Here is a 19,227-nt window from a genome sequence, read left to right on the forward strand (position 1 = left end):
GGCTTTCGCCAATCTTCAATGCTTGAAGGGTGACGCGACATATGAACTGCCAATCTCCCCCCTTGCGGGGGAGATGTCCGGCAGGACAGAGGGGGGTGTGAAGGAACTCCGCGATAGTGACTACGCTGCAACCGATTTCAAGCCTGCGCCGCCAGCCAGTCCCTGACTTTCCGCGCATTCTCTCTCAACTCCCGGTTCTTCGGCCAAACCACATAGAACGCCTTGCCGGTTCTCAGCACATGGTCGGTCACCGGCACCAGCAGCCCCGACGCCAGGAGCCGTTCGGCCAGATGCCGCCAGCCGAGCGCGATGCCCTGGCCCTCCATGACGCCCTGGATCACGAGGCCGTAATCGTTGATGCGCAGGCCGCGCGCGGTGTTGTCGAGCCTGCCGCCCGCAGACTGGAACCATTCGTCCCAGCTAGCCGCCTCGCGGTAGGGCTCCTCGAGGTGGATCAGGCGATGCGTCGCCAGCTCCGCGACGCTCCTTGGCATGCCGAATTTCGCGAGATAGCTGGCGCCAACCACCGGAAAAATCTCCTCGTCGGCCAGCGGCAGCGAATGATAATCGGCCCAGTCGCGCGGTTCGCCGCCGCGAACGGCGAGCGGGATGCCCTCGGCGATGATGTCGAGATCACGGTCGGCGGTCTGGATGCGCAAGTCGATGCCCGGCAGTTCGTCGCGGAACTGCTGCAGGCGCGGCATCATCCAGAACGAGCCGAAGGCGGTCGACGCCGCCAGCGTGACATGGCCGCCGCTCGCCTGCAGGCGCAGATCCTCGGCCGATTTGCGGATATGCGACAGACCGAGCGAGACGTCGGCATGGAAGCGTTCGCCCGCTTCTGTCAGGACGACCTGGCGGTGGCGGCGCTGGAACAGCTGCGCGCTAAGCTGTTCCTCCAACCCGCGCACCGCATAGGAGACGGCGGCCTGCGTCATGCCGAGCTCGCGCCCGGCAGCGGTGAAGCTCGACAGCCGGCCCGCCGCCTCGAAGACGATCAGGCTGCCGGCCGAGGGCAGGAGGTGGCGCAGGCTTCGCATAAGCTGAGCTTATACAAGAGATCAGGATTTTCCAGCGTCACATCCATATTTCCTCTCGCTAACTTGGTTGGACGGAATGAGGAGGCTCCATGAACGCACCGGCCGCTGAACTGACCGAGCAAACCCACCGCCGCGGCGGCGGTCGCCTCGGACGCAAGGCGCTGAGGAGCGCCCCCGTCACCTCGTTCCCAACGCTGGTCCGCGAGATTCCCACCTACCAGATGGTCCCGGACGAGGCGGTGGAACTTATCCACCAGGAGTCGCTCGCCATCCTCGAAGAGGTCGGTTGCGAATTCCGCGACGACGAGGCGATCGCCATGTGGAAGGCGGCGGGCGCCGACATCTCCGAGACGCGTGTCCGCATCGATCGCGCTCTGCTGATGGAACTGGTCGCGAAGGTTCCTTCCGAGTTCACCCTCAACGCGCGCAATCCCGAGCGCACCGTGCGCGTCGGCGGCAAGAACTCCATCTTCGTGCCGATGTATGGCGCGCCTTACGTGCGCGACCTCGACAACAACCGGCGTTATGGCACGCTTGAAGACCTCAACAATTTTCACAAGCTCGCCTACATGGCCCCGGCGCTGCATTCGTCGAGTTCGATCATCTGCGAGCCGATGGAGATCGCGGTGCCGAAACGGCATCTCCACATCATCCATTCGGCGCTGAAGCACTCCGACAAGCCGTTCATGGGCATCGTTACTTCCAAAGATCGCGCCGAAGACACGATGGCGATGGCGGGCATCGTCTTCGGCGAGGAGTTCGTCCGCGACAACCCGGTCCTGGTGTCGATTACCAACTGCAACTCGCCGCTGGTGTGGGACGCCACCATGCTGGACGCGATGAAGGTCTATGCGCGCAGCAATCAGCCGCTGATCCTGGCGCCCTTTGCGCTGTGCGGCGCATCGACTTCGGCCTCGGCCGTCGGCGCGGTGGCGCAGGTCAATGCCGAAGCATTGGCCGGTGTCGCTTTCACCCAGCTGCTGCGTCCTGGTTCGCCGCAAATCTACGGCCAGTTCATGGTGACGGTCGACATGAAGACCGGCGCGCCGATGGGCGGCACACCGGAAGCCGCCCAGATGATGTATCTAATGGGCGCGCTGGCGCGGAAATACAAGCTGCCCTGGCGAACCTCCGGCTTCCATGTCGGCTCCAAGCTCAACGACGCCCAGGCCGGCTATGAATCCAACATGCTGATGCATGCCGCCATCCTCGCCGGCGCCAATTATATCTGGCACTCCGCCGGCTGGTTGGAGGCCGGGCTGACCTGCGGCTATTCGAAATTCGCCACCGACTGCGAGCAGCTTGTCGGCTGGTACAAATATGCCGGCGGCCTGCCGTTCGACGACTTCAAGGAGGCCATGGCGGCGATCCGCGAGGTCGGGCCGCAGGGCCATTTCCTCGGCACCCAGCACACGCTCGATCATTACGAGTCGGCATTCTTCATGCCCACCATCATGGATTTCAACTCCTACGAACAATGGAAGGCTGGAGGGGCGAAGGACCACGACACGCGCGGCCGCGAGAAAGCCCGCAACATGCTGGCCGACTATGAAGAGCCGAAACTCGATGAGGGCATTGCCGAGGGCCTCAGGGACTTTATCGCGCAGCGCGAAGAGAGGCTGCCCGACAGCGTTAGCTAAGAGAACGACGAATGAGTTGATAACGGGCGAAGACCCGATGGGAACCGCAAGGGAGAAAGACATGACACTTTTCAAAAGCAATGGCGATCGCGTGCCAACGGCCATCGAGGCGATGGCGCAAGAGACGCGTGCTGGCCGTATGGACCGGCGCGAGTTTCTTGCATTGGCAAGTGCGTTCGGCGCATCGACGGCGCTGGCCTACGGCATGATCGGCCTTGCCGCGCCGGGACAGGCTTTTGCCGAGGAGCCGAAGAAGGGCGGCACGCTGCACATATCGATGTCGGTCAAGGCCCAAAAAGATCCGCGCACCTATGACTGGGTGGAACTCGCCAACATCTCGCGCTGCTGGCTGGAGCCGCTGGTCCGCTACACCAGGGAATTCACCTTCGAGCCAGTGCTGCTCGAAAGCTGGGACATCAATGACGACGCCACGGAATACACGTTGCATGTGCGCAAGGGCATTACCTGGAACAATGGCGATGCTTTCAACGCCGATGACGTGGTCTTCAATGTTACCCGCTGGTGCGAGAAGAAGGTCGCCGGCAACTCCATGGCCGCTCGCGTCGGCGGGCTGATCGACGAAAAGTCGGGCAAGGCCAGGGAAGGCGCGATCGCCAAGGTCGACGACAATACGGTCAAGCTGACGCTCAGCGCGCCCGACATTTCGCTGATCCCGAACCTCACCGATTATCCCGCGCTCGTCGTCCACCGCAATTTCGACGCCGAAGGCGCCGACCCGGTCAAGAAGCCGATCGGCACGGGCCCGTTCGAACTGGTCTCCTACGATGTCGGCCAGAAGGCGGTGGTCAAGCGTCGTGAAAACGGCAAGTGGTGGGGTGGTGAAGCGCCGCTCGACAGCGTCGAGTTCATCGACTACGGCACCGACTTCAACGCTTCGATCAACGCCTTCGAATCCGGCGAGATAGACCTCAATTTCGAGACGCCGGCCGACTTCATCGACATCCTGGATAAGATGGGGCTGGAGAAGTCCGAGGTTGCGACGGCAACCACGCTGGTTGCCCGCACGAACGTTACCCACAAGCCCTATGACGACCAGCGGGTGCGCAACGCGCTGCAGATGGCGGTCGACAACAATGCGGTGCTGGAACTCGGCTATGCCGGGCGAGGGACGGTCGGTGAAAACCACCATGTCAGCCCTATCCATCCTGAATATTTCGCGCTGCCCAAGAAGACGCGCGACGCGGCCGGCGCCAAGAAGCTGATGGCGGACGCAGGGCAGGCCGATTTCGAGCACGAGCTGATCACCGTCGAGGACGATTGGCAGAAGAACACCGGCGACGCGATTGCGGGCCAGCTGCGCGACGCCGGCATCAAGGTGAAGCGCACGGTGCTGCCGGGCTCGACCTTCTGGAACGACTGGACGAAGTATCCCTATTCGATGACCATCTGGTACATGCGCCCGCTTGGCGTCCAGGTGCTGGCGCTTGGTTATCGCACCGGCGAAGCCTGGAATGAATCGGCCTATTCCAACCCGGACTTCGACGCCAAGCTGAAGCAGGCGCTGTCGCTGATCGACGTGGAGAAACGGCGTGAGGTGATGAAGGATGTCGAGCAGATCCTGCAGGATTCCGGCGTCATCATTCAACCCTTCTGGCAGAAGCTCTACAGCCACATGAACAAGAAGGTGAAGAACTACGGCGTCCACCAGACCTTCGAGATGGACCTGCAGAACGTCTGGCTGGATGGCTGAGACGGTGCAGCCGGGGCTTCATGAGCCGCAAAAAAACCGATATGCAGGATGTCTGGTATTGCACCTTGCCGCCAAACGTCCGGAGATCCTGCATGAAACCGATAGTGCTTGCCGCTGTCTTTTCGATTGCCTTGCCAGCGACAGTGCTGGCCGGGCCGGCTTCCAACGCCGTCAAGTTCTTTTATCTGCCCGAGGTGAAATTCGAGGGAGATGCAAAGTACCGCGACCGCTTCACCGAGCCGGTGACCAAGCTGTTCGATCTCAACGACCAGGCAACGAAGAACAAGCCCGACGAAGTCGCCTGCCTCGACTTCGATCCCGGCCTCGACGCCCAGGATTTCGACCAGAAGTCGATTGCCAAGACATTAAAGCTGGCCGAGACCGTCAATGGCGATACGGCCGAAGTCACCGCCACCTTCAGCCTTTTTGCGGAAGGCGATGATGCTAAACGCGAAATGCTGTGGTCGCTGAAGGAAATCGACGGCAAATGGAAGGTCGCCGACATCACCTCCAAGACCAGCAACTGGACGCTAAGCGCGCTGGAATGCATGCCCGACAAAGCGCCGGAGTGATCCCGTGCTCCGCCGTCTTGCCTTGGCGCTGTCGCCCATGTGCGTGCTGTCGGTGGGTATGAGCGCAGCCGCAGCACAAGGCCTGTTGGGCCCGCCGCCAGCCAATGCGCCGGCCGTGACGGCACCGGCCGGCGCAGCACCGCCCGCAAATCCACCCGGGACAGCGGTGGAACCGGCGACACCGCCGGTTGGGTGGCCGCCGGCCGACGCCCCACCGGCCGCACCCATTCTGCCGGGATCCCCGACGGCGGTGGTGCGGCCATTTTACGATCAGGTGGGACTGGAGATCGATCCGGCGCAGCGCAGCCACTTCATCGACCCGGCAAAAACCGTTCTCGACAAGAGCGACGCGTTGCGCACATCCGGGCAGGGAGAATGTCTCGACCCCAACATGGCGCTCGACAATGCCGACTATGACAAGACCGAGATCGATAAGAGCCTGAAGACACTCGAAGCGATCAATGGCGACCAGGCCAAGGTCATTGTCGCCTTCGTCGTCGCCGGCAACCCGCATCGCCTTGAATGGAAATTCAGGAAAGTCGACGGCGACTGGAAGATATCCGATCTGCTTTCGGTGACCGGTGAATGGGCGCTCAGCCAGTATCAGTGCGAATAATGTTGATTGAGGGTCAGCGCCTGCGATCCTTCGCGCCCCCCTCTGTCCTGCCGGACATCTCCCCCACACGGGGGGAGATCAGCAGTTCCAGCGTCTCGCCCGCTCCGCATCATTTGAGATTAGCTAAAGCCTATGTGGCGGCCAATCTCCCCCCCGTGTGCGGGAGATGTCCGGCAGGACAGAGGGGGGCGCTGTCCCGCTAAAGTTCCGCAAAATAGCTTCAGCCCCTTCCGCGATAGGGGGCAACGCCGGTGTCGGGCAACCAGGCGCCTTCGGGCGGAGCGCCGGTCTGCCAGAAGACATCGATCGGAATGCCGCCGCGCGGATACCAATAGCCGCCTATGCGCAACCACAGCGGCTTCGTTGCCGCCACAATGCGGCGGCCGATCATCACCGTGCAGTCTTCATGGAAAGCGCCATGGTTGCGAAACGAGGTCATGAACAGTTTGAGCGACTTCGATTCCACGAGCGTGGCATCGGGTGCGTAGTCGATGACGATATGAGCGAAATCCGGCTGTCCGGTTACCGGGCAGAGCGAGGTGAATTCCGGGCAGGTGAAGCGCACGATCGCCGGCGGTCCGTCGCCGCGCTGGAACGGCACGGTCTCCAGGACCGCGGTCTCCGGGCTCTGTGGCGTCTCGACGTGGGCGCCGAGCTGGGTGAGGGTTTTGGTATCGATCATCGCGGTTTTCCTGGGGATTTTCCGCGCTCATTAGCACCGGACCGAAAAGTGTGCAGCGATTTTCGAATAAATTCGATGCTTAAGACAAGAACTGGAGCAGCACGCGCTGCTCCGACACAAATTGGAATGGCAGGAAGATGATGACCAGCAACGACCCGCTTCTCCAGCCTTACCAGCTCAAACACCTGACGCTGAAGAACAGGGTGATGTCGACCAGCCACGAGCCGGCCTATTCCGAGGACGGCATGCCGAAACAGCGCTACCGGCTCTACCACGCCGAAAAGGCCAAGGGCGGCATGGCGCTGACCATGACGGCGGGCTCGGCGATCGTCTCGCGCGACAGCCCGGCCGCCTTTGGCAATCTGCATGTCTATGACGACCGCATCGTGCCGTGGCTGGCCGAACTGGCGGACGCCTGCCACGAGCATGACTGCAAGGTGATGATCCAGATCACCCATCTTGGTCGCCGCACCGGCTGGAACAAGGCCGACTGGCTGCCGGTGCTGTCGGCTTCGCCGGTGCGTGAGCCGGCGCACCGCGCGTTCCCCAAAACCATCGAGGACTGGGACATCGAGCGCATCGTCGCCGACTATGCGTCGGCTGCGCAGCGCTGCCAGGCGGCCGGCCTCGACGGCATCGAGTTCGAATCCTACGGCCATCTGATGGACGGCTTCTGGTCGCCGGCCACAAACCATCGCGACGACGAGTTCGGCGGTTCGCTCGACAACCGGCTGCGCTTCACCGACATGGTGCTGGATGCCGTGCGAGCGGCCGTCGGTGAGAAGTTCATCGTCGGCATCCGCATGGTCGCCGATGAGGACTTTGACAAAGGCCTGTCGAAGGCCGAGGGCGTCGAGATCGCGAGACGGCTCGCCAATTCTGGCAAGGTCGATTTCCTGAACATCATCCGCGGCTCGATCGAAAGCGACGCGGCGCTCACCAAGGTTATCCCGGTGACCGGCATGCGCTCTTCGCCGCATCTCGATTTCGCCGGCGAGGTGAGGGCGGCAACAAAATTCCCGACCTTCCATGCGGCGCGGATTTCCGATGTCGCCACGGCGCGCCACGCCATCGCGACCGGCAAGCTCGATATGGTCGGCATGACCCGCGCCCATATCGCCGACCCGCACATCATCAAGAAGGTCATGGAAGGTCGCGAGCACGAGATCCGGCCTTGCGTCGGCGCCACCTATTGCCTCGATCGTATCTATGAAGGCGGCGAAGCGCTCTGTGTCCACAATGCCGCGACCGGCCGCGAGGCCGAGATTCCGCATATCATCGTCATGACCGAAGGGCCCAGGCGGAACGTCGTCGTCGTTGGCGCTGGCGCTGGCGGGCTCGAGGCAGCTCGCGTCATGGCCGAACGTGGCCATCATGTCACGGTGCTTGAAGCCTCCGGTCAGGCCGGCGGCCAGGTCCGGCTCGCGACGCAGAACCCGCGCCGCAAGGAACTGATCGGCATCATCGACTGGCGGCTGGCCGAACTCGACCGGCTCGGCGTCGGGATCCGCTACGATACATGGGCCGAGCAGGACGATGTGCTGGCGCTGTCGCCCGATGTGGTGGTGATCGCCACCGGCGGCCTGCCGCAGAACCCGCCGCTGACATCGGGCGACAATCTCGTCACGTCGAGCTGGGACATCATGGCCGGCAGCGTCAAGCCGGCGGAGAACGTGCTGCTCTTCGACGACAATGGCGGCCATCAGGGCATGGGCGCGGCGGAGCTGATCGCCAATGCCGGTTCGAAGCTGGACCTGGTTTCGCCGGAGCGCTTCTTCGCCCCCGAAATGGGCGGCATGAACCACGTGCCCTATATGCGCGCCTTCCAGGAGAAGGGCGTCACCATCACCATCAACACCAGGCTGCGCTCGGTACGGCGCGAGGGCAACCAGCTGGTCGCCGAACTCGCCTCCGACTTTGCCGACGGCTGGCGCGGCGAGAGGCGGGTCGACCAGGTGGTGGTCGAGCACGGCACGGCGCCGCTCGACGATCTCTATCTCCAGCTGAAACCGCTGTCGAAGAATGGTGGCGCGGTCGACTATGAGCGGCTGGTCGGCGGCGGCGATATTTTTCCTTCACGCAATCCCGAAGGCGGCTTCGTGCTGTTGCGCATCGGCGATGCAGTCGCCTCGCGCAACATCCATGCCGCCATCTATGACGGCATCAGGTTCGGCTTGCGGGTTTGAGCCTACAAGCCGGCCTACGGCTTGTTCCAAAGCTCGATCTCACCCTTCCGGCGGGCGCATCTCGATCGATCAAAGTGATGGGTGGCGCGCAGCCAAACCTCTGTGCGGAGAGCCACCTTGCACATCCGTCCGAACTGCGCGCCGCGTACGCCACCAGCCGAGAGCCAGGCGACGCACGATGCGGAATGGTCTTCAACCGGGAGGCGACGCGCGGCAGGGCTCAAATCATCCTGGCGGTCGCCATGCAAAGCACGGTGAGCACCAGCAGCCAGGCGGCGATGCGCTCGCCGCGGGCCATTTTGGTGCGCAGCGCCGCTTCCGTTGCGACGTCCGCGCCGGCAAGCTGCCGGCTGGTCTTGCGGACGACGACGCTGAGAACGCCGGCAGCGGCGAAGGCGGCCAGGATGCCTAGCGCCAGCACCATTTCCATCGAGCCGAAATAGGCGCCGTGGAAGAAATACCAGAGCAGGGCGCCGGTCACGAACACCATGCCGGCCGAGCCCATTTGCGGTCCGATAAAGCGCTCCGCCCTGATCTCGGGGTCGCGGGCAAGCGTGATGGTGGTGCCGGCCCAGAACACACCGGCCATGACGTGAAGGCCGATAACGACGATGTAGACATATTGCATGACCGCTTCCTCCTTGCCCGCCGCCCGTCCTCGGATCCCTGTCGAATGCAGGATGATACGAACTCGGTAGATCGACACCCATGATAGTTAGGTATCAAATGGTTCGATGTCAATGTATAATGCCGCGTTCCATCGCTCGGCGCCTTGTTCTACTGTCGGCGCATGACTCCCTTTGACCGTCCGCCAATCGGCATGAATCTCGCGCGCACCTCCAAGCTGGTGGCGCAGGCATTTGACGCCGCTTTGGTCGAGGCCGGGGGCACGCTGCCGGTGTGGCTGACCTTGCTTTCGGTCAAGTCGAGCGAGCTTGCCAACCAACGCGAACTTGCCGGCATGATCGGCATCCAGGGCGCCACGCTCACCCACCATCTCAACGCCATGGAGGCGCAAGGCTTGCTGACGCGCCGCCGCGATCCGGACAACCGCCGGGTTCATCTGGTCGAGCTGACGCAGGCGGGCGAAACGATGTTCCTGAAGCTGCGGACGGCGGCTCTCATCTTCGACAAGCGGCTGCGCGCGGGATTGCCGGACGACAGGCTGGCGGAGTTCGCCGAGGTGCTGGCGGCATTGCGGGCGAATGTCGCGCCGGCCAAATGACCGGCACCGGTGGGCAATAGTCTAGGCTAAATTGCCCTGAAGCACCTTCAGCTTGGCTTTCTTCGGGCTGCGCGCCAGCAGCCATTCGCGCGCTTTGTCCTGCGGCATCGGGAAGGCGATGGAATAGCCCTGCACCTGATCGCAGCCGATTGCCATCAGCGAATCGAGCTCGGCTTCGGTTTCCGCGCCCTCGGCGACGATCGAAATGCCGAGACCGCGCGCCAGCTCGGTGATGGCGCGCACGATCTTGGTGTTGTCGCCATTCTCGTTGATGTTCTGGACGAAGCGGCGGTCGATCTTCAGCCGGTCGATCTCGTTGGGATTGACGTGGCTGAGCGAGGCATAGCCGGTGCCGAAATCGTCGAGCTCAAGATGGACGCCGGCAGCGCGGATGTGGCGCAGCTTCGCCGCGATGCCCGTCTTCTCGTCGTCGAGAATGACGGATTCGACGATTTCCAGCGACAGTTTCTGCGGAGCAAGGCCGGCCTTTTCCAGCGTCGCGAACAGGAAGCGGTCGAAGTCGGGTTCGCGCAGCTCGGTGCCGGACACGTTGACGGCAAGCCGGCCGAAAGCGATGCCGGCGCGATCCCATTCGGCTGCTTGCTCGATCGCCTTGGTAAAGACGATGCGGCCGATCTCGGGCATGAAGCCGCATTTTTCGGCGACCGGAATGAACTCGCCCGGCGCAATCATGCCGCGCTCGGCATGCTTCCAGCGCACCAGCGCCTCGATGCCGCTGATGGCGCCGTTGCTCAGCGACACCTGCGGCTGGAAATAGACTTGGAAGGCGTTCTCCGAAATCGCGACCTTGATGTCGTGCTCGAGCTGCTTGCGGTAGTCTAGCTCGCGCCTGAGTTCCTCGGAGAAGAACGAGAAGCTGCCGCCGCCGAGCTTTTTGGCGGAATAGAGCGCGAGGTCGGCGTGGACGAGCAGATCCTCGGCATTGTCGGCGTCGATGGGATAGACGGCAATGCCGGCGCTGGCCCCTGGAAGGATGGTCGTGCCCTGGAAGGTAATCGGCTCGTTGATCTCCTCCAGGATGCGCCGGGCCAGCATGTTGATGTCCTCGGGGCCGCCGGCGCCATTGAGGATCATCACGAATTCGTCGCCGCCAAGGCGCGCGCAGAGATCCGACGCACGGCAGGAATCGCGCATGCGCTGCGCGGTGACGACCAGCACATAGTCGCCGGCGGCGTGGCCGAGTGTGTCGTTGATCTGCTTGAACCGGTCGAGGTCGAGCTGGATGACCGCCAGCCTCTCGCGCCGGCGATGCGCGCCCTTGATCAGCGTTTCGAAGTGGTCGGTCAGGAAGGTGCGGTTGTGCAGGCCGGTCAGCCCGTCATGTACGGCGATGAAGGCCATCGAGTTGCGGGCATCGACAAGCTCGTGCGTCTTGCGCAGGATCGCCTTCGACATCGGCCGGAAGATGAAAAGCGCCACCAGGACGATGACGCCGATGGTGGCGTAGAACAAGGTGCGATGGAGATCGAGGAGCTTTTCCGACCGCTCGTCTGCGAATGCGGCGATGCGTTGGCCGAGCGCGGCATAACCCGACAGCGTCGCATTGGCGACGGAAGCATCGAGATTGACGCGCTCGCCGCCGCCCTTGTAGGCGGCATTGCCGGAGAGCTGGGATTCGAAGGACGAGATCAGCCTTTCGCCATTGGCGACCAGCCCGACCGAGAAATAGTCGAGGTGGAACGGCTTGCCGTAAAGGACGCTCTCGATCGACTTTGGATCGGACAATGCTGGCGACAGTGGGTCGGCTCCCGTCTGTTTGAGCAGCAGGTCGTAGTTCGTCTCGAACTCGGCGGTCGCCTGTTTCAGCGCGGCAACCAGGGCCGGCTGCTTGTCACGCGCGGCGGAGCCGGTTGCGCTGGTCAAAAAGACAATGCGCTGCGACAGCGCCTTCTGGGTGCTGACGATGTCGAGCAGAGTATGGTTGTGCTGTTGCGCCGCCATCATCTGCTGCAGCAGGATGAAGGAGGCCATCACCATGGCGGCGATGATCAGCAGCGCCAGCCAGTAGCCGCTCTTGATCAGCAGGATGAGTTTGCCCGAGACGGTTTGCGCCGGCTGCTGCGACATATTCTAGGTGACCCCTCGGTCGACGGATTTCTGCCACCGATTCGTGGCAAGAACACCATTGCCTTGAAAGGGTTAACAGGTTTGGAAGCCGGCGGAACTGCTGCTTCCGCAGTAAACGAAAGCTGCCGAGATGGTTATCATGTTCTTTCGCGGCATGGCCGTATTCGCGTGCCTGCTACTCTAGCATGCTGGCCATGCGATCGGATCGCGCCAGGGTTGAGGCAGCCGCGCCACCGAAGCGGTCGCTTTTGCGGTGGATTTTTAGTGCGCGTAGCGCGACAGTCGCGCCAATCTCAACAGGACCTGATCATGAGCGCGGCATTCCTCTCCCATATCGACAACGAACTGCAAGGGCTGAAATCCGCCGGGCTCTACAAATCCGAGCGGGTGATCACCTCGACCCAGTCGGCTGAGATCGAAGTCGGCGGCGACAAGGTGCTGAACTTCTGCGCCAACAACTATCTCGGCCTCGCCGACAGCGCCGAGTTGCGCACCGCGGCCAAAGGCGCGCTCGACCGCTACGGTTACGGCATGGCCTCGGTGCGCTTCATCTGCGGCACGCAGGAAGAGCACAAGCAGCTTGAATCAACGATTTCATCCTTCCTCGGCCTGGACGACACCATCCTTTACGGCTCCTGCTTCGACGCCAATGGCGGCCTGTTCGAAACGCTGCTCGGCGAGGAGGATGCGATCATCTCCGATGCGCTGAACCATGCCTCGATCATCGACGGCGTGCGGCTGTCGAAGGCCAAGCGTTTCCGCTATGCCAACAACGACATGGCCGACCTCGAAGCGCGGCTGAAAGAGGCGAAAGACTGCCGCTTCCGCCTGATCGCCACCGACGGCGTGTTCTCCATGGACGGCATCATCGCCAATCTGAAAGGCGTCTGCGACCTCGCGGAAAAGTACGGCGCCATGGTGATGGTCGACGACAGCCATGCCGTCGGCTTCGTCGGCAAGAACGGCCGCGGCTCGGCCGAGCATTGCGGCGTCGAGGGCAGGGTGGATATCATCACCGGCACGCTCGGCAAGGCGCTCGGCGGCGCCTCCGGCGGCTACACCTCCGGCAAAAGCCAGGTCGTCGACTGGCTGCGCCAGCGTTCGCGGCCTTATCTCTTCTCCAACACGCTGATGCCGGCGATTGCCGGCGCTTCCATCAAGGTGTTCGAGCTGATCCGCAATGGCGACGCCCTGCGCGAACGCCTCTATGCCAATGCGGCGCGCTTTCGCTCCGAAATGGGCAAGCTCGGCTTCACGCTGGCCGGCGCCGATCATCCGATCATTCCGGTGATGCTGGGCGATGCCAGCCTGGCGCAGGAAGTGGCGGCGCGCATGCTGAAGCGCGGCATCTATGTCATCGGCTTTTCCTTCCCGGTGGTGCCGAAAGGCCAGGCGCGCATCCGCACGCAGATGTCGGCGGCGCATTCCAGCGCCGACATCGACCGCGCCGTGGCAGCGTTCGCGGCGGTCGGCAAGGAACTGGGCGTGATTGGCTGAGAGTTTTACCCTCCCCCTTTGTGGGGAGGGTCGACTTTCGACCGCTTGCGAAGCAAGCGGGCGGGAGGCGGGGTGGGGGTCTGCAGGGTCACGACCTCCGCCAGTTTTTGACCCCCACCCGGCCCTTCGGGCCACCCTCCCCACAAGGGGGAGGGTAAGGAGTTGTAGCATGTCGAACATGATGAAGGCGCTGGTGAAGGCCAAGGCTGAACCGGGCATCTGGATGGAAGAGGTGCCGGTGCCGGAGATCGGCCCCAACGACGTGCTGATCAAGGTCAAGAAGACGGCGATCTGCGGCACCGACGTCCACATCTACAATTGGGACCAGTGGGCGCAGAAGACCGTGCCGGTGCCGATGGTGACCGGCCATGAATTCGTCGGCACGGTGGCCGATTTCGGCGCTGCGGTCACCGAATACAAGGTCGGCCAGCGTGTCTCCGGCGAAGGTCACATCGTCTGCGGCCATTGCCGCAATTGCCGCGCCGGCAGGGGGCATCTCTGCCGTAACACGCTCGGCGTCGGCGTCAACCGCCCCGGCGCCTTCGGCGAATATCTGGCGATCCCGCAGCACAATGTCGTGCCGATCCCCGACGATGTGCCCGACGAGATCGCCGCGATCTTCGATCCCCTGGGCAATGCCGTCCACACCGCTCTGTCCTTCGACCTGGTCGGTGAAGACGTTCTGGTCACCGGCGCCGGGCCGATCGGCATCATGGGCGCGCTCGTTGCCCAATGTGTGGGGGCGCGAAAAGTCGTCATCACCGACATCAACCCGGTGCGGCTGGCGCTGGCCAAAAAGCTCGGCGTCCAGCATGTCGTCGATGCCTCGAAGGAAAAACTGCGCGACGTTATGCCGGCGCTGGGCATGACCGAGGGTTTTGACGTCGGCCTCGAAATGTCGGGCGCCGCGCCCGCCTTTCGCGACATGATCGACACCATGAACAATGGCGGCAAGATCGCCATTCTGGGCATCGCGCCGACCGGCTTCGAAATCGACTGGAACAAGGTCATCTTCAAGATGCTGCACTTGAAGGGCATCTACGGCCGCGAAATGTTCGAGACTTGGTACAAGATGATCGCCCTGGTGCAGGGGCCGCTGGATGTGTCGGGTCTGATTACGCACCGCATTGGGATCGACGATTTCCAGACGGGGTTTGACGCGATGCGGAGCGGCAGTTCGGGCAAGGTGGTGATGGATTGGTGAGGCACGTGTGGGTGCAAGATGGCGGACAATGAGCACGGTCGTATCATTGCCTCGCAGGCAAAGCTCGTACTGAAGCCGGCCGGATTTCGACGCAAAGGGCAGTCCCGAATCTGGATCGCCGATCGCGGCTTCTGGCTAAGTGTAGTCGAGTTCCAGCCCAGTTCCTGGTCCAAGGGCACTTACCTTAACGTAGCAGTCCACTGGCTCTGGGGTTCGCTTCCGGAAACGATTACCTTCGATCGCGTTGAGCGCATTGGACAGTTCGTTCCGTTCGAGAGCCCGCCACAGTTTCTTCTCGCGGTTGATCAAATGGCCAAGAAGGTCGTCGAAATCGATCAGGTTCACCGATCGATGTTCCCTTCCGTCCAGGCGACAGCGAAAATCCTCGTGAGTGAATTGCAGCCGGGCGCCTACGGCGAGTGGGCGGCCTTCCACGCCGGGGTGGCGGCTGGTTTGGCCGGTGGTTTTGAAACGGCAAGGCGACTGTTTGAAAGCGCTCAAAGACACGCGGCTTCGCAAGCGCAGGCGCTTCTAGCCTACATTGATGATCCGGTGGCATTTCGAAGCCGTGTCAGAGGCTTCATTGAAGCCGAACGCGCCTATTACGGTCTAGGGGCGTTGCCTGCCGCATTCGCGATCTGATTTCAGCGACGGTCGAACTTATGGGAAGATCTCAACCCAAGGTGAGTTTTGCCTCCAGCGCCGCCACCCCATTCACAATCGCCGCCCGCTCTTCCGTACCAAGCCTCGCCAGCAACTGCCGTTCAAAGGCTTTCGCCAGCGGCACCATCTCGCGATAGGCGGCCAGTCCCGCCTTGGTCAGCGCCAAATGCTCCACACGCCGATCATTCTCGTCCGGCGTGCGCGTCAGCCAGCGCCGCCGCTCAAGCTCCGCCACCGCCCGCGAAACCTTGGTCTTGTGCATGGCCGACTGCTCGCCGAGCGCCGTCGCGGTCATCGTGCCGCGCTGTCCGAGCCCAGAGAGTGTGCGCCATTCCGGCCGCGTCAGACCGTGACGGTCGCGGTAGATTTTTGAAAATTCTCGGCTGACAGCGTCGGCCAGCCGGTAAAGCCGGTAGGGCAGGAAATTTTCGATTTCGAGGGTTTCCATATGCGCACCGTGGATGCGGCATCAGCCGTTGATAGTTACATTTTCGATGGTTACAAATGAAACCAGTTTGGTCAACATCGCCGGCAGGCCGCGCTTCGCGGCGGTCGGGATCAGGGAGGATCGGATGGAATTTTCCTACATGCCGGGCTTCGGCAATGATTTTGAGACCGAAACGCTGCCCGGCTCGCTGCCGCAAGGGCGCAATTCCCCGCAGCGGCCGGCTTACGGACTTTATGCCGAGCAGCTCTCGGGCTCGCCCTTCACCGCCCCGCGCGGCACCAATGAGCGCTCCTGGCTCTACCGCATCCGGCCGAGCGTAAAACACACCGGCCGCTTCAAGGCGGCGAGCTATCCCCTGTGGAAGACCGCTCCCAATGTCGGCGACCACGAGCTGGCGCTCGGCCAGTACCGCTGGAACCCGGTGCCGATGCCGAAGGAGCCGACCGATTTCATTCAAGGGATGCGCACCATCACCACCGCCGGCGACGTGCTGGGCCAAAGCGGCATGGCGGCGCATGTCTATGTCGCCAACCGCTCGATGGTCGACGACCATTTCTTCAACGCCGACGGCGAGTTGCTGATTGTCCCCCAGGTCGGTGCCTTGCGCTTTGTCACCGAGATGGGCGTCATCGAGCTTCGGCCCGGCGAGATCGCCGTGCTGCCGCGCGGTCTGGTGTTCAAGGTCGAGCTCGCCGACAAGGAAGTGCGCGGCTATGTCTGCGAGAATTACGGCGCCAAGCTGACGCTGCCCGACCGCGGCCCGATTGGCGCCAACTGCCTGGCCAACCCACGCGACTTCAAGACGCCCAGCGCCTGGTTCGAGGAGAAGGAGACGCCGTGCCGGCTGACGGTGAAATGGTGCGGCAATTTCAACGTCACCGAGATCGGCCATTCGCCGCTCGACGTCGTCGCCTGGCACGGCAACTATGCGCCCTACAAATATGATCTGGTGACGTTTTCGCCGGTCGGCGCCATCCTGTTCGACCATCCCGATCCGTCGATCTTCACCGTGCTGACGGCGCCGAGCGGCGAGGAGGGCACCGCCAATATCGACTTCGTCATCTTCCCGCCGCGCTGGCTGGTGGCGGAAGACACGTTCCGGCCGCCCTGGTACCACCGCAACATCATGAGCGAGTTCATGGGCCTGATCCATGGCCAGTACGACGCCAAGGAAGAAGGCTTCGTGCCCGGCGGCATCAGCCTGCACAATCTGATGCTGGCCCACGGCCCCGACGCACCTGGCTTCGAAAAGGCCTCGCGCTCCGAGCTGAAACCGGTCAAGCTCGACAACACGATGGCCTTCATGTTCGAGACCCGATTCCCGCAAATGCTGACCCGCTACGGCGCCGAGCTTGAAACAAGGCAGGACAATTACATTGACTGCTGGACCGACCTGAAGAAGCGCTTCAACGGCACGCCGGAGGGCGACTGGTCTTGAGATCAGCTCGATGAGCGACCGGCTGGTGCTTCTCGGCTCGAAAGGCGGCCCGGCATTGCGGTCGGGCGGGCCGTGGCCGAGTTCGTCGCTGCTGGAGCTTGGCGGGCGGACCATCGTCGTCGATTGCGGGCTGGGTGTCACGCGTGGCCTGGTCGATGCCGGCGTCAGCCTGAAGGCGCTCGACCTGATCTTCGTCACCCATCTGCATTCCGATCATGTGCTGGAACTGGGGGCGCTGCTCCACACCGCCTGGACCGCCGGTCTGGCCAATCCGGTGACGTTGTTCGGACCGCCCGGCACCGACCAATACTGGCGCCGTTTCTGCCAGGCGATGGAGTTCGACATCGAAATTCGCATCGTCGATGAGGGCAGGCCGGACATTCGCGATCTGGTTTCGATCGTCGAATTCGGCGAGGGCGAGATTCTCTCGAAGGGCGGCCTGAAGGTCTCGGCACTGCGCGTCGACCATCCGCCGGTGACCGACTGTTTCGCGCTGCGCTTCGAGCATGGTGCGAATAGCGTCGTGTTCTCGGCCGACACAGCCTTCTTTCCGCCGCTCGCAGGCTTTGCCCGAAATGCCGACATTCTCGTCCATGAGGCCATGCTACAAGAAGGCATCGAGGGGCTGGTCGCCAGGACCGGCAATGGCGCGCGGCTGAAAGAGCATCTGCTTGCCAGCCACTCATTTGCCGAGCAGGCAGGTCGCATCGCCAGCGATGCCGGGGTGAAGAGGCTGGTGCTCAACCACCTCATTCCGGCCGACGATGCCGAGATCGGCGAGGCCGACTGGGAGGCCGCCGTCAGGAAATCGTGGGCGGGTGACTTGACGATTGCCCGCGACGGCCTTGTTGTGAACTTAGACGGCGCCAAAGCCGCATCAGGAGAGGAAACCGTATGAAGCTTGCCACATTGAGGGACGGGACGCGCGACGGAAAGCTTGTCGTCGTCTCGCGCGACCTGACGCGCTTCACCGACGCCTCGTTCCTGGCGCGCACGCTGCAGGCCGCACTCGACGACTGGCAGCGGATTTCGCCGCACCTGGCGACGATCGCCGAATCGCTGGAGAACAATGCGGTGCCGTCGGCACGCTTCCATGAGCATGACGCCCATTCGCCGCTGCCGCGCGCCTATCAATGGGCCGATGGTTCTGCCTATGTGAACCATGTCGAGCTGGTGCGCAAAGCCCGCGGCGCCGAGATGCCGGCAAGCTTCTGGACCGATCCGCTGATCTACCAGGGTGGCTCGGATTCCTTCATCGCGCCGCGCGAGCCGATCCGCACGGCGGACGAAGCCTTCGGCATCGACATGGAGGCGGAAGTCTCCGTCATCGTCGACGATGTGCCGATGGGCGCCAGCCTCGACCAGGCGCGCGCCGCCATCCGGCTGGTCATGCTGGTCAATGATGTGACGCTGCGCGCGCTCACCGGACCCGAGCTCGCCAAGGGGTTTGGCTTCTTCCAGTCGAAGCCGTCCTCGGCTTTTTCGCCGGTGGCGGTGACGCCGGACGAACTCGGCGACGCCTGGGATGGCGGCAAGGTCAACCTGCCTCTGCTCGCCGACGTCAACGGCAAGCCGTTCGGCCGTGCCAATGCCGGCGTCGACATGACCTTCGACTTCCCGGCGCTGATTGCCCATGCCGCAAAGACACGGCCGCTGGTTGCCGGCACCATCATCGGTTCCGGCACCGTCTCCAACAAGCTGGATGGCGGGCCGGGCAAACCGGTGGCGGCCGGCGGCGCCGGCTATTCCTGCATCGCTGAACTGCGCATGATCGAGACCATTGAGTCTGGCGAGCCCAAGACGCCGTTCCTGCGCTTTGGCGATACGGTGCGTATCGAGATGAAGAATAAAAGCGGAAACTCGATCTTCGGCGCCATCGAGCAGAAGGTCGAGAAGTCCCAGGCATAAGAGGGGGCAATAGTGACGGGAGAGGCGTTCTACCTGCTGGCCGGCGTCTGGGCGCTGGCCATTCTGGTGGTCTTCATCCAGGCGATCCGGCTGAGCTACCGCATCGAGGCGCGCTCGCCCGATCTGACCAACCGCAGTGGCTACCCGCGCAAGGCGATGATGTTCCGCACCATCACCAACACCAATGTGGCGCGGGACGAGGAGACGCAGGCGACGCGGCGGCGCATGAACCGGCTTTTGCTGATTGTTGTCGCCGGCTTCGCGGTGATGGCGGCAGGCTTGTATCTGATGCGATCGACGGGAGCGTGA

At 62.9% G+C, this 19,227-nt stretch carries 18 protein-coding genes; 13 read left to right on the forward strand and 5 right to left on the reverse strand.

Going from position 1 to position 19,227, the window contains the following annotated elements:
• Positions 1-137: 137 nt before the first annotated feature.
• Positions 138-1,040 (reverse strand): LysR substrate-binding domain-containing protein, encoded by a 903-nt coding sequence (locus NKH38_RS12835; protein ID WP_023730494.1) that lies wholly within the window; start codon positions 1,038-1,040, stop codon positions 138-140.
• Between the two features lie 89 nt (positions 1,041-1,129).
• Here NKH38_RS12835 and NKH38_RS12840 point away from each other — a divergent pair, with 89 nt between their 5' ends.
• From NKH38_RS12840 to NKH38_RS12855, 4 genes are all read left to right on the forward strand, one after another.
• Positions 1,130-2,680 (forward strand): trimethylamine methyltransferase family protein, encoded by a 1,551-nt coding sequence (locus NKH38_RS12840; RefSeq protein ID WP_023730495.1) that lies wholly within the window; start codon positions 1,130-1,132, stop codon positions 2,678-2,680.
• A gap of 61 nt (positions 2,681-2,741) precedes the next feature.
• Positions 2,742-4,391, forward strand: a complete 1,650-nt coding sequence (locus tag NKH38_RS12845; RefSeq protein ID WP_023682934.1) for an ABC transporter substrate-binding protein — start codon at positions 2,742-2,744, stop codon at positions 4,389-4,391.
• Positions 4,392-4,483: 92 nt separating this feature from the next.
• The gene (locus NKH38_RS12850; RefSeq protein WP_352760575.1) at positions 4,484-4,963 is read left to right on the forward strand and encodes a DUF3828 domain-containing protein; all 480 of its coding nucleotides are present in this window, start codon (positions 4,484-4,486) and stop codon (positions 4,961-4,963) included.
• A gap of 4 nt (positions 4,964-4,967) precedes the next feature.
• On the forward strand, positions 4,968-5,579 hold the full coding sequence (locus NKH38_RS12855) for a hypothetical protein (RefSeq protein ID WP_023682932.1): 612 nt from the start codon (positions 4,968-4,970) through the stop codon (positions 5,577-5,579).
• Positions 5,580-5,799: 220 nt separating this feature from the next.
• On the opposite strand, the gene queF is transcribed toward NKH38_RS12855, so the two are convergent.
• On the reverse strand, positions 5,800-6,261 hold the full coding sequence (gene queF, locus NKH38_RS12860) for a preQ(1) synthase (protein WP_023682931.1): 462 nt from the start codon (positions 6,259-6,261) through the stop codon (positions 5,800-5,802).
• Between the two features lie 140 nt (positions 6,262-6,401).
• On the opposite strand from queF, the gene NKH38_RS12865 reads away from it, so the two are divergent.
• A complete protein-coding gene (locus NKH38_RS12865) occupies positions 6,402-8,447 on the forward strand; it encodes an oxidoreductase (RefSeq protein WP_023816268.1) in 2,046 nt (681 codons plus the stop codon).
• Between the two features lie 220 nt (positions 8,448-8,667).
• On the opposite strand, the gene NKH38_RS12870 is transcribed toward NKH38_RS12865, so the two are convergent.
• A complete protein-coding gene (locus NKH38_RS12870; RefSeq protein ID WP_023682929.1) occupies positions 8,668-9,075 on the reverse strand; it encodes a hypothetical protein in 408 nt (135 codons plus the stop codon).
• A gap of 192 nt (positions 9,076-9,267) precedes the next feature.
• On the opposite strand from NKH38_RS12870, the gene NKH38_RS12875 reads away from it, so the two are divergent.
• Positions 9,268-9,672, forward strand: a complete 405-nt coding sequence (locus tag NKH38_RS12875; RefSeq protein WP_502896590.1) for a MarR family winged helix-turn-helix transcriptional regulator — start codon at positions 9,268-9,270, stop codon at positions 9,670-9,672.
• Positions 9,673-9,693: 21 nt separating this feature from the next.
• Here the strand turns inward: NKH38_RS12875 and NKH38_RS12880 are convergent, their stop codons facing one another.
• Positions 9,694-11,760 carry a putative bifunctional diguanylate cyclase/phosphodiesterase gene (locus tag NKH38_RS12880; RefSeq protein ID WP_023672920.1) on the reverse strand — a complete coding sequence of 689 codons (2,067 nt, stop codon included), beginning with the start codon at positions 11,758-11,760 and terminating at the stop codon, positions 9,694-9,696.
• Between the two features lie 309 nt (positions 11,761-12,069).
• On the opposite strand from NKH38_RS12880, the gene NKH38_RS12885 reads away from it, so the two are divergent.
• The 3 genes from NKH38_RS12885 (at position 12,070) to NKH38_RS12895 (ending at position 15,103) form a co-directional block, all read left to right on the forward strand.
• Positions 12,070-13,257 carry a glycine C-acetyltransferase gene (locus NKH38_RS12885; RefSeq protein ID WP_023672919.1) on the forward strand — a complete coding sequence of 396 codons (1,188 nt, stop codon included), beginning with the start codon at positions 12,070-12,072 and terminating at the stop codon, positions 13,255-13,257.
• A gap of 169 nt (positions 13,258-13,426) precedes the next feature.
• Positions 13,427-14,461, forward strand: coding sequence for an L-threonine 3-dehydrogenase (gene tdh / locus NKH38_RS12890; protein WP_023672918.1), 1,035 nt, complete (start codon positions 13,427-13,429; stop codon positions 14,459-14,461).
• An 18-nt stretch (positions 14,462-14,479) separates the two neighbouring features.
• Entirely contained in the window at positions 14,480-15,103 is a 624-nt protein-coding gene (locus tag NKH38_RS12895; RefSeq protein WP_023672917.1) for a DUF4304 domain-containing protein, read from the forward strand.
• Positions 15,104-15,134: 31 nt separating this feature from the next.
• On the opposite strand, the gene NKH38_RS12900 is transcribed toward NKH38_RS12895, so the two are convergent.
• Entirely contained in the window at positions 15,135-15,572 is a 438-nt protein-coding gene (locus NKH38_RS12900; protein ID WP_352760588.1) for a MarR family winged helix-turn-helix transcriptional regulator, read from the reverse strand.
• 124 nt (positions 15,573-15,696) lie between these two features.
• On the opposite strand from NKH38_RS12900, the gene hmgA reads away from it, so the two are divergent.
• Genes hmgA through NKH38_RS12920 form a run of 4 tightly spaced genes read left to right on the forward strand, consistent with a single transcriptional unit; the run spans position 15,697 to position 19,227 of the window.
• The gene (hmgA, locus tag NKH38_RS12905) at positions 15,697-17,010 is read left to right on the forward strand and encodes a homogentisate 1,2-dioxygenase (protein WP_352760591.1); all 1,314 of its coding nucleotides are present in this window, start codon (positions 15,697-15,699) and stop codon (positions 17,008-17,010) included.
• 10 nt (positions 17,011-17,020) lie between these two features.
• On the forward strand, positions 17,021-17,908 hold the full coding sequence (locus NKH38_RS12910; protein WP_352760593.1) for an MBL fold metallo-hydrolase: 888 nt from the start codon (positions 17,021-17,023) through the stop codon (positions 17,906-17,908).
• The gene (locus tag NKH38_RS12915; RefSeq protein ID WP_023672913.1) at positions 17,905-18,918 is read left to right on the forward strand and encodes a fumarylacetoacetate hydrolase family protein; all 1,014 of its coding nucleotides are present in this window, start codon (positions 17,905-17,907) and stop codon (positions 18,916-18,918) included. Before NKH38_RS12910 ends, NKH38_RS12915 begins: the two co-directional genes overlap by 4 nt.
• 12 nt (positions 18,919-18,930) lie before the next feature.
• Complete coding sequence (locus NKH38_RS12920) at positions 18,931-19,227, forward strand: hypothetical protein (protein ID WP_352760597.1); 297 nt, start codon at positions 18,931-18,933, stop codon at positions 19,225-19,227.

This window comes from Mesorhizobium sp. M1078, assembly GCF_040318615.1.
Lineage (GTDB): Bacteria > Pseudomonadota > Alphaproteobacteria > Rhizobiales > Rhizobiaceae > Mesorhizobium.